This window comes from Vibrio sp. 10N.261.52.A1 (assembly GCF_002876325.1).
Lineage (GTDB): Bacteria > Pseudomonadota > Gammaproteobacteria > Enterobacterales > Vibrionaceae > Vibrio > Vibrio chagasii.
Genome location: NZ_MCYD01000631.1, coordinates 1 through 10,120 on the forward strand (window position 1 = coordinate 1; position 10,120 = coordinate 10,120).

The 10,120-nt window shown below is 43.6% G+C and carries 10 protein-coding genes; 4 read left to right on the top strand and 6 right to left on the bottom strand.

Annotated elements, in window-relative coordinates; all coding sequences use genetic code 11:
- Nucleotides 1-373 precede the first annotated feature (373 nt).
- The 3 genes from BCT81_RS11570 to BCT81_RS11580 all read right to left on the bottom strand — a co-directional run bounded on the left by BCT81_RS11570 (nucleotide 374) and on the right by BCT81_RS11580 (nucleotide 2,359).
- Nucleotides 374-814 (bottom strand): PAS domain-containing protein, encoded by a 441-nt coding sequence (locus tag BCT81_RS11570; protein ID WP_102424405.1) that lies wholly within the window; start codon nucleotides 812-814, stop codon nucleotides 374-376.
- A 1-nt stretch (nucleotide 815) separates the two neighbouring features.
- A complete protein-coding gene (locus BCT81_RS11575) occupies nucleotides 816-1,820 on the bottom strand; it encodes a response regulator (protein ID WP_032498090.1) in 1,005 nt (334 codons plus the stop codon).
- Nucleotides 1,821-2,113: 293 nt separating this feature from the next.
- Nucleotides 2,114-2,359, bottom strand: a complete 246-nt coding sequence (locus BCT81_RS11580) for a hypothetical protein (RefSeq protein ID WP_102424407.1) — start codon at nucleotides 2,357-2,359, stop codon at nucleotides 2,114-2,116.
- Between the two features lie 212 nt (nucleotides 2,360-2,571).
- Between BCT81_RS11580 and BCT81_RS11585 the strand changes: the two genes are divergently transcribed.
- Entirely contained in the window at nucleotides 2,572-3,009 is a 438-nt protein-coding gene (locus tag BCT81_RS11585) for a Spy/CpxP family protein refolding chaperone (protein ID WP_102424409.1), read from the top strand.
- A gap of 141 nt (nucleotides 3,010-3,150) precedes the next feature.
- Here BCT81_RS11585 and BCT81_RS11590 read toward each other — a convergent pair whose 3' ends face one another.
- The gene (locus BCT81_RS11590) at nucleotides 3,151-4,503 is read right to left on the bottom strand and encodes an MATE family efflux transporter (RefSeq protein ID WP_102424411.1); all 1,353 of its coding nucleotides are present in this window, start codon (nucleotides 4,501-4,503) and stop codon (nucleotides 3,151-3,153) included.
- Nucleotides 4,504-4,603: 100 nt separating this feature from the next.
- Here BCT81_RS11590 and BCT81_RS11595 point away from each other — a divergent pair, with 100 nt between their 5' ends.
- Nucleotides 4,604-5,578 carry a LysR family transcriptional regulator gene (locus BCT81_RS11595; RefSeq protein WP_102424413.1) on the top strand — a complete coding sequence of 325 codons (975 nt, stop codon included), beginning with the start codon at nucleotides 4,604-4,606 and terminating at the stop codon, nucleotides 5,576-5,578.
- Nucleotides 5,579-5,672: 94 nt separating this feature from the next.
- On the opposite strand, the gene BCT81_RS11600 is transcribed toward BCT81_RS11595, so the two are convergent.
- A complete protein-coding gene (locus BCT81_RS11600) occupies nucleotides 5,673-7,073 on the bottom strand; it encodes an alpha-amylase family protein (RefSeq protein ID WP_102424415.1) in 1,401 nt (466 codons plus the stop codon).
- Nucleotides 7,074-7,380: 307 nt separating this feature from the next.
- Here BCT81_RS11600 and BCT81_RS11605 point away from each other — a divergent pair, with 307 nt between their 5' ends.
- The gene (locus BCT81_RS11605; protein ID WP_102424416.1) at nucleotides 7,381-8,280 is read left to right on the top strand and encodes a DMT family transporter; all 900 of its coding nucleotides are present in this window, start codon (nucleotides 7,381-7,383) and stop codon (nucleotides 8,278-8,280) included.
- Between the two features lie 95 nt (nucleotides 8,281-8,375).
- On the opposite strand, the gene BCT81_RS11610 is transcribed toward BCT81_RS11605, so the two are convergent.
- Nucleotides 8,376-8,795 carry a VOC family protein gene (locus tag BCT81_RS11610; protein ID WP_102424418.1) on the bottom strand — a complete coding sequence of 140 codons (420 nt, stop codon included), beginning with the start codon at nucleotides 8,793-8,795 and terminating at the stop codon, nucleotides 8,376-8,378.
- Nucleotides 8,796-9,192: 397 nt separating this feature from the next.
- Between BCT81_RS11610 and BCT81_RS11615 the strand changes: the two genes are divergently transcribed.
- The gene (locus tag BCT81_RS11615; protein WP_102424420.1) at nucleotides 9,193-9,813 is read left to right on the top strand and encodes a heme-binding beta-barrel domain-containing protein; all 621 of its coding nucleotides are present in this window, start codon (nucleotides 9,193-9,195) and stop codon (nucleotides 9,811-9,813) included.
- Nucleotides 9,814-10,120: the final 307 nt, after the last annotated feature.

A 10,120-nucleotide genomic window follows, 5' to 3' on the forward strand; every position in this document is an offset into this window, starting at 1 on the left:
CTTAAATAATTTCATTTTTTTCTGACTTTTTTCGCTTCGCGAGCCGATCTCAGCCCTCTTTCATTAGCCCTGAAATTTATAAAGTACAAAGACAAGATCGATTAACACGTTCGAAACTTGGATGAGCGGGGGTAAAATCCACAGAATATGGCTTGTTAGATATGCTTACTGATGAGATTCCAGCGGGTACAAACCGCTGTTGATAGAGCCTAACAACAGCTCGACTAAAGTTAACGAACACAGAACGCCTTCTTTAATCCGAACTCATTACTACTAAATCAGATACAAAATGGCCAAGGGGATTAACCTTGGCCATTTTTACTAGTGTTCAGAGTGCTCTTATAAGGCGATTCAATTTTCACCTTAAGGTACGTTAAGTCTTTTTCTGAGACATCAGAGCTTCAGCAGTCGCATCTTGAATCGACAAGAACAAGGATGTCACTTGCCCAGTTGGAGAACGCATTGGGTTAAGCGTGACGTTCTGATACATAAAGTCGGCTTGCTGAGTTACTGGCCTCACGTTACGGCACTTAAACAGATAAGGCCTTTGTTGCCACGTAATAAAGCTACGACAGCCTAAGTCATAAACCGGTTTTGTTTTAAGCCTAAACCACTCTTCTGGGATTTCAGGGAAAAGTTCAAAGATCGATTTACCAATCGCATCGTGCGATTGCTTACCGCTATGGTGCGTCATGAAACCATTCCAAACTTGCACCTCAAAATCACGATTGATGACCACCAGCCCCATATCGACGTTTTGAACCATGTCCACCATCCAGTGGAACTGTTCAAATTCAGCAGGAAGATTCAGCATATTAAAACTCCTCCATTAGGTAGGCCAATTTATTGTCTAGAAGAGGCAGAGACTCGTCAACAAACATAAACAGAAGGTCACAACGGATAGAAGTACCATCAATGTTATAGCTGACTTCGAAGGTCATGGTCTTCTTGAACGAACCACTCGTGTTTTCGATAACAGAATCAATCGAGATGTGTTGCCCTAGTAGAACCGGCGAACTCTGGAAGAAACGAACCTCGGACTGCTCCCCTAGCCCGTTAAGGAAAGAGCCAACGAGAATATTCGACACATCCATCAGTAATTCTAACTCTTCCAGCTCTTCACTTTCAGTCGGAACCTTCATGAGCTTTTTAAGATCGCTCACACTGGAGTCACTGAGCAATACTAACGCTTCACCTGCAATCCCCTCTCCACTGAAGCCTTGGCAAACACCGGATACTTGGTCGTTGTCAGCCAAGTCACGAAGTGCCATGTGCAATTCGCTCACTTCGAAGATGTTCACGTTCGGCAATGGTAAGTGAACGAATACATTAAAGTGGCGCGCCAGTGCATCTGCTGCTCGACCTATCGCAACGTTCGCAACTTCCATATAGATGTCACGTCGGCGCAGAATCGGTAACTCTAGCGGTGCTGGCGTAATAAGTTGAGGCTGTTTTGGTGGCTCAACATGCTCACGTAAAATCGCTTTTAACGCTTCTTTATCAATCGGCTTTTTCAAAAACGCTTTAGCACCAAGGTCCATGACCTTCTGCTGCGCTTTTGGTTGGATATCACCAGAAACAACCACAACGGGTGTGGTGTCACCTAAACGTTGCATCTCTTCCAATGTGCCATAGCCATCTAATTCCGGCATGGTGAGATCAAGGAACATCAGTTTGAACTGGTTTTGAGCTAGCTCTTCAAGTGCATTAAGCCCATGAACAGCAAAAGTTATATCTGCATTTAGAGAACTAGGCAGTGATCGAGCCATCTGCTTCCGTGCTAACGCAGAATCATCACATATAAGAACTGGGAACGACATAAATGCACCACTGATAAATCAAAGCTAATTCGGACGAGTGTAACAGATCATTATGGTATCAGGTACGGGGTGAATAGATTTATATGTCGATTATTAATAAGAATGATAAAACGAACAGATGAGCGATTATTTTGAGTGATTTTTCCTAAAAAACAATATGCTACAAGGGCTATAACAACTATCTTTAGTGAACATAACAGCATTATTTTATGAAGTGAGAGCCTTAACAACGAAGTTTATTAAAGCTCAATACTGATGGTTAAGTTTCGATGACCTTACGCAATGACGACGGTTTATAGCTGATAGCTCGGCCATAGGATAAGCAGCGCGAAGCGAATGATTACCGCAAACACCAATAATGCAATGCCCAAGCGATACCACTTATACTCTGCAACGCTCATTGGAATACGTTTATAAAACATAGTGATCACGCCTTTCCAATCACTACTGCGTTTTCCATACTGCATCACACTCGTTAAGACAAACAGTGCACCAAGCACTAACATTCCCTTCTCAGCCCAGAACAATCCAACTTCCATTTGTATATTCCTTGATATAACGGTGAGCGACTCAAATCATTCTAGTCACCTTTTAGCTCGGTTTCTGTAAGACCAAGGTCTAAGTCGCTCTGTGCTTAGACGAGCGCAAGTAAGTGAACGCAATGAACTCGGCAAATTAAACTGAACAACATGTTCATATCGAGTTCAGCTTACTCACCTATACTCATGTTTCCACTAACAGGAGAAACTCAATGAAATCACTGAAAAAGTCGCTTTGTGTATTAACTGCTTCAGCTTTACTCGTTACCGCTCCGTTTGTGAGTGCCTCATCACCACAACAACCGCCACAACTAGCAGTGAGCCCATTGCAAATGGTTATTGCTTCTTTAAACCTAAGTGAAGAACAACATGCGGAAGTCATATCTCTTATTGAAGACTATCAATCTGATCGAACAAAGATTGATATGAATAGCGCGATAGAACTTAAGAAAAAGCAGGTCGCCCTAGTGACTCAGCCTGAATTCAATGAAGCTGAGATGGAAAAGGTCATTGATACGGTTCAAGCGACCGAGAAGTCGATGGTGATGCAAGAGATGCGTCTTAAGAACAACATCTACAACGTGTTAACTGAAGAGCAAAAAGAGCAGTTCAAAACCATGATGAAGTCTGCGCTCTCTGATGGACAGTGAGCACACAAAAGTCGAACCTAGCTAACCATAGCGCCCCCTGATTCCTGATATTGATTCACTCCCCCTTGAATCAATGAGACAAACAAAAGCCACAGTATTGTCTGTGGCTTTTGTTTGTCAGTAATAATCTCACTGAGAAAATTAAGAGTAAGCAGAACAACCGATATTTGGAGCCTTGCTGTTTTTGTTAAGCACAACCATCAAATGAATAAGCAGCAGAATGCCTGTCACTCCCAAGCCAACACCAATTCCGCCCCAGATTCCGGCCAATTCAAACTTGGGCATTAAGTACCAAGCTGCAGGTAGGCCAAACACCCAGTAACCAATTGCCGTCATCACCGTAGGCATAGAGACAATCTTCATCCCTCTAAGCAGGTTGATTGCTAACAACTGCCAAGCATCAACGATAAAGCAGAGTGCAACAACCCAGATAACCGAGGCCAATAGCGATGTCATTGCTCCTGTGCCGTCGTCTAGCTTGAAGATAGAAGCGATCATCTCAGGCCATATGATGAACACGGCAGACAAAGCGACACTCAACACTGACACTAATATAAAGCTTTGAATCGAAGTTCTTTTGATGCCTTCATAGTTGCCTGCGCCATAATCACGGCCAACCAAAATTGCCGCAGCTTGCGAGAAACCGAAGTTGAAGTTCCAAGTAAAGCTTAAGCATTGCAGTAAGATTTGATGCAACGCCAGAGAGGCTATGCTGATCGTCCCTGCCATTAAGGTGCCGCCGTAAATCAAGCCATGTTCAAGTAACGCCGCCAAGGCGATAGGTAAACCCATTAACAACAACGGGCTCATCAGCTTGATGGAGTACTCTTCGGTATGGAGCCAAGGGGCGAACGGTTTGAATTCGTCACGTTTAAACACCCAAACCGTGTATCCAATCATTACGATGAATGCCGCAATAGCCGTACCTAAGCCCAAGCCTGTTAAGCCCATATCTAACTGGAACGTGAGGAAGTAACTCACTGGCACATTTAAGATCACAGTGATAATCGACATCACTAGAATAGAGCGCACATTACCAAACGCACTGGTTAAGCCGCGCAGCACCAATAAAATAAGCGAAGGCAACATCACCCATTTTAGAGCGTGCACATACTCCATCGCTAAGGTAATCACTTCCTGTGGTTGCTTGGCAGCTTCTAACACCAAAGGTGCTAACCAAAAGCTTGTCATTAAGAGTGCACTAAGCACAAACGCCAGCATGGTTGCGCCTTTCACAGCCAACCTAATTTGGCTATTACCAAATTCAGGGCGAGCGACTCGTTGACCATAAGCAATAGCGATCAGGTTTGCCACACAACCAACTGTACTGCTCGCAATAATGAAGACAAAAAAGTAGATAGACGCGCCTAAGCCACCAGCAGCAAGGGCTGACACGCTGATTCGCGACATCATCCAAACATCAGTAAGGACTAAAGCCATGGATATCAGCTGTGAAATGATCAAAGGGAATGCAAGAGTCAGTATTTTTTTCATGAGCGCCTCTGTTAATTTCGCCCAAAATACGATCGATGGGACTAGCGTTCAATTGATAAATTTGCGACTCTAACATTCCAAAAACTCATGCGAACGAATTATGACCCCATATCCTAGTCTGCCTTCCTCACATAATGGCTTAAAAGCCTTTGAAGCGGCAGCGAGACTGATGAGCTTTACACTTGCCGCCGATGAGCTCAACGTGACACAGAGTGCAATCAGCCGTCAGATCAAACAGCTTGAAGATGAGCTGAACGCATCGCTGATCATTCGTAAGCATCGAGCCATTGAATTAACGGTACAAGGTCATGATTTGTATGTCGCTTTGCGAGAAAGCTACGGCAATATCGAATCGGTTATCGCTTCTTGGAGAGAACCGAAGCAGAAACGTATCGTGATCAAGGCAACCCTGAGTTTTGCTACGCGCGTGTTGATCTCTAAGGTTCGTGAATTAAACGAGCGTTACCCAGATTACGAAATCGTTATTGTTCCTGTGATAGAAGAAGATGAAGCCATTAACAGCAGTAAGTATGACCTGTTGATCTTCCATACTCGATTCAAAAGCCGCTATGACAATGCTCCTGACATCACTTTCTTGCGTGAAGAGTTTATGGCACCCGTGTGTTCCACAAGCTTAACCAATGCTTTAGGTTTAACTAAGAAAGATACCGACCTCGATTCGATCTTAACCATGCCAAGGCTTCACCCGACTTTAGATCACCATGACTGGAAGGTATGGCTGGCCGATGTCGAATCGCCACCGACAAAGCCTGTTAGAAATACCAGCTTCCTATCTTTGGATATGGCGCTCAGTGCCTGCTTATCTGGTGAAGGCGTGACGGTAACGGATCTGCTTTTGGTTTTGCAGGATTTACAACGAGGTTTCTTGCACTGCCCGCAAAATGCCAAGATTCAACACAGTGCTTGGACCTACTTCATCCATCAGCGTACTCACTCTGCAGTGATCAACGACTTGATTGAGTGGCTTAAAATAGAGACTGCGAAAGAGATCGAATTGTTGAAAGCACTCTCCCAGCAAAATCATTGGTCAGGAGTGATTGAAGACCAACACTGAACACAAGCTTACGTCAAATGAATAAGCCACAGCATGTGCTGAGGCTTATACTTCGTTCTTGCTTAATGAGCTAAGTGGTTTAGCTCGATAGAATTTACAACTTAAACATACGCGCGCTGCGTGGTGGCAGGTTAAACGTATGATAGCGAGAAGAAATGGTTTCTGTCGCGCTGCTTAATACGTCTTTGTATTGAACATGCCAATTGAACTCGTGTTGGTAAGTGTCAACGGTCACGCCACGCGTTTCTCCACATTTGTTTATCCCAACTACCCCTTCTTTGCCACGCTTGAACAGCAAAGTGCACTGGTCACTTGAAATCATGGTCATTATTTTGCCTTGCATCGCATTATGAAAGCTCAACATGTTTTTCATTATCGAACTGTTCCACACATTACCCCAACGACCATTATCCTTATCTTCAGAATCAGGAAGATCATCACTGTAGATCAGCGGCGTTCCGCCATCTTTACCAAGGATATACGCATAAGCAAGCTGCTCATCTTGCGGATCCATAATTTGGTAACGGAAGCCGTCGTTGGTTGGAATGTCATGTGTGATAGTAAAGGTAATGGCACGGCTATCAGGCAAAGCTTGTCCGTAAGCTTGTGGATCGTGCAATTGGTTTAAACCGCCGCCCATAGAAAAAGCTGCTCGAATCGAAGCAAACAACGGGAAATCGTACGCTGAGTGGTTGGTGTTGTTTAAGTAAGGGGCTAAGAAAGACTCATAGCCACTGTTCCCTGCCCCACCACTGGTAATCACCTCACCAAACACATGCATGTTCGATGTGATTTCAGGCGTAAATACTTGGTCGATTTGGTACTGGCTCATGTGTTTCACCGCATCAATGCGGAAGCCCTTGATACCCATCTCTTTTAGCGCCTTCAAATACAAACGTTGCTGTGACACTACCCAGTTGTTTGGGTCGAGATCGGGTAGCCCAGTATCGCCATCAGCACCACACAAACGCCAGTATTGAACATGTCCCGGATCGTTCCAGTCTGTAATACAGCCTGCAGCATGGAAATCGTTAGCCGAAACAAAACCTTGCGCTAAGTTGCCGAAAAGAGTCTGGTCAGCATAGTAGCTTGAGCGGCTGGCATACTCGTTTAGCACTTCTGTACCAGGGTAGTTCAAGTCACTTCGCTTCCAGCTTTCATTCGCCATGTGGTTGAGTACAACATCCGCGTACACATCAACACCGACACTTTTCAGCGCGGCAATCATTGCTGCTAGATCTTGTTTATTCCCCAATGGAGAATCAATCGTGCGTAGATCTTGTGGTTGATAACGCGCCCACCATTGGGTGCCACTGGATTTCATTGCCGGAGCAACCAGAACTTTCTTATAACCAGCTTCGGCAATTTGATTGGCATTAACTGTCACATCTGAATATTTCCAGTTAAATGCATGCAAAATGGTATCGGCATAAGTCGCTGAACTAAAAGAGCAAAGCGCAAGTGTGGATATGAGTAAGGTATTTATTGGCTTCATAGAACATATCTCTCATTACAAATTCACAGGAATGATATGAGTGATAAGGACAATTAAAACGTCCTATAAATCAGAGTTGGATTAGCGTCACCTTCTGTTGATGTTGATTTTATAAAACTGAGCCATAGTCGATATTATGTGAGGCAAAATGTGATGTAAGTTAGGCGGTACATTGATGTATCCGTACCAAGTAGAAGAGTAGAAATGAGAATTAATTGAATCAAGTTGACGAGAAAAAGACAAAGGCTTTGGTCGGCTCTCCTAAACTAAGCTATGATTCCTTTTCCCTCAACCGATTGATATTTTTATGCCTTCTTTCTCTTTTACAATGATCCCTGTTGGGGTTCGATTCATGCTCCTCTCCGCTTTTGGGTTCGCACTGATGTCAGCCTGTGTGAAATACATCAGCAACTATGGCATACCTGTATTTGAGATCGTTGCGGCAAGGGCGTTAGTGTCTTTGATCATTAGCTATATCGACGTAAAACGAAAAGGCATTTCTATCTGGGGTAACAACAAACCACTGTTGTTTGTTCGGGGTGCAGTCGGCACTGCAGCGCTGATGTGTGTGTACTACGCCGTAACCACGTTACCGTTAGCTGAAGCGACCATTCTACAATACGTACACCCCGTATTTACTGCCTTGCTTGGCGTGTTATTCCTCAAAGAACGTGTCCAAAAATCGACTATGATTTGCATTGCGTTCTGTCTAGCGGGCTTATTGGTGATGGTACAACCAAGTATGAACAGTAACGTAAGCAGCGATTTGCCGTTATTCAGTATTCTGGTGGCATTACTTGGAGCGTTTGGTAGCTCAATTGCTTATGTGATTGTCCGAAAGCTGAGCCAAACAGAAGACAGCTCTGTCATCATCTTCTACTTCCCATTAGTAGCTCTACCGATATCGACAGTGCTTATTTGGAACGACTTTGTAATGCCAAGCCTATTCTTAACCGTGATGTTGGTTTTGGTTGGGGTATTCACTCAAATTGGCCAATACGGTTTAACCAAGGCAATGCAAACTCAAGCAGCAGGAAAAGCTTCGGCTTACTCTTATGTTCAAATCGTCTTCTCTGCATTGTTAGGCGTATGGATCTTCAATGAGATCCCATCAATATGGACATATCTTGGTGGTGGTCTGATTGTCACTGGCGCGCTTATTAATGTGTTTGGGAAACAGCTATTGGTGCCGTTCAAAGCTAAATAGAACACCGAGCGAAAGACCAGCTAGCTAATCAATCTAAAAAGGCATTGCGGAGTGTTCCACAATGCCTTTTTCAGTTTTCCTACCTAACGATTCTGCTAACTTGTAGCATTTCGAAGCTTGGGATCATCACTCAGATATTCAACGAACTCGACCTCAAAGCCGGCCGGGTCCACAAAATAAACGTTCTTGCGATAAGGCTCTTCAGCACCGGGTTTAGCAATCGGGAAGCCCGCATCGATTAGACGTTGAGTGACGCTTTCGATATTATTGGTCACATAAGCGAAGTGTGCGAGACCAACAGAGTGCCCATCTAAATCTCTATTCTCACCCTCACCATGATCACTCATGGCGATATACTGATACTCATCTCCGAAGTGTAACCAGTTTCGCGGCTTACCTGACCATTCGCCCTTTCCTTCATCGCGAACATACCAATGAGGGAATGCCGCTTTGTAGAAAGTCAGCATTTCTGGGATGTCTTTAACGACTAAATTTATATGTTCAAGTTGGATCATTCTTCTCTCCTTAAAGTATTCTCGTAAGCAACGTTGCATATCCTAATACCTCAAGTTAAGTTGAGGTAAAGCGTTAATTTACATTTATTTCGAGAACGTTTTTAGAGCCCAGATTGTCGTATTTTCTGAAATACAAACTTTAAGTTTAGATGACTTCAAACCTGATAACTGACCTCAACCTTAAGACGCCAATAAACCTACGACTTCCCCCCTTAAATTCGGATGAGAAACCAAGGCTACTGTTCAATATTCAAACGCATTAACATTCCCTTATTGACTGATACATCAACTTACACTTCGCTTTCATATTAACCAGCAACACTGATCTGGGTTAATAAACTGGTTTCACAGCACCTTTATTGTTAATTAAGTCAAATAACTATATAAGGAAGTTAGTGTGAAAAAAGTATTAGCATTGGGTATCGCAACGGCAATCTCGTTTCCAGCATTTGCAGATCACAACACAATCGATGGGATGGACTTCGGGCCATTAGCAAAATTAGTTGGCACCTGGAAATCTGTGGAAGCTGGCGGCATTGATGTATCGCCAGGTCAAGAAGGGACTGATGTGGGTGCAGGAGGCCCTGCTGTGACACCATTTTATGAAGTAATGACATTTGAAGTAGCCGCAGATGCCACCAACGCCAGCGACCAATATCTCGTTGCGCTTTACTATAAACAGGAAGTATTCCGAAAGGCTGATGATTCTAAATTCCACGATCAACGCGGTTACTTTATTTACGATCAGAAAAATCAGATCGTCTACAACTCTTACTGTGTTCCACGCACCACATGTGTCACCGCTGAAGGCCCTGCCGGCGACACTATGACCTTGGTCGCTTCTAAACGCGGTATCGCCGAGTCTGAATACATGACAGACAACGCAACCACCACAGACTTCACAATGAACATCAGCATCTCAGACGACACACTGACCTACTCTCAAACCACAGGTTTGGAGATCTACGACAAAGCCTTCGCACACACCGATTCAAGTACGCTAGTTAAAGTGAAGTAGATTCAAATACAAACGCCTTTCACAACGAAGTGAAAGGCGTTAATTGCGACTATGGCTATCACTATCGAAACAGCTATTCTCTACTCTTGCCATCATGACTATCCTCTATGATTTAAACCAACCTATCATCGTGAGTGAAGATCACTTTTTATAGTAAAAACTAATCCATTACATTGAAAATTTCAAAGTAACCTCCTCACCAAAGAAGAACATTCTAAATTAGATAAAACAAATATAGATTCTGTCTAAATCAATTATATTTACAATTCTAAAATTAACTCCAAGTCAACAAATCCATATTGACAAT

Bases quoted from the DNA above. Each gene is read 5' to 3' on its own strand.
- BCT81_RS11570 (WP_102424405.1), bottom strand. From the start codon at position 814: ATGCTGAATCTTCCTGCTGAATTTGAACAGTTCCACTGGATGGTGGAC.
- BCT81_RS11575 (WP_032498090.1), bottom strand. From the start codon at position 1,820: ATGTCGTTCCCAGTTCTTATATGTGATGATTCTGCGTTAGCACGGAAG.
- BCT81_RS11580 (WP_102424407.1), bottom strand. From the start codon at position 2,359: ATGGAAGTTGGATTGTTCTGGGCTGAGAAGGGAATGTTAGTGCTTGGT.
- BCT81_RS11585 (WP_102424409.1), top strand. From the start codon at position 2,572: ATGAAATCACTGAAAAAGTCGCTTTGTGTATTAACTGCTTCAGCTTTA.
- BCT81_RS11590 (WP_102424411.1), bottom strand. From the start codon at position 4,503: ATGAAAAAAATACTGACTCTTGCATTCCCTTTGATCATTTCACAGCTG.
- BCT81_RS11595 (WP_102424413.1), top strand. From the start codon at position 4,604: ATGACCCCATATCCTAGTCTGCCTTCCTCACATAATGGCTTAAAAGCC.
- BCT81_RS11600 (WP_102424415.1), bottom strand. From the start codon at position 7,073: ATGAAGCCAATAAATACCTTACTCATATCCACACTTGCGCTTTGCTCT.
- BCT81_RS11605 (WP_102424416.1), top strand. From the start codon at position 7,381: ATGCCTTCTTTCTCTTTTACAATGATCCCTGTTGGGGTTCGATTCATG.
- BCT81_RS11610 (WP_102424418.1), bottom strand. From the start codon at position 8,795: ATGATCCAACTTGAACATATAAATTTAGTCGTTAAAGACATCCCAGAA.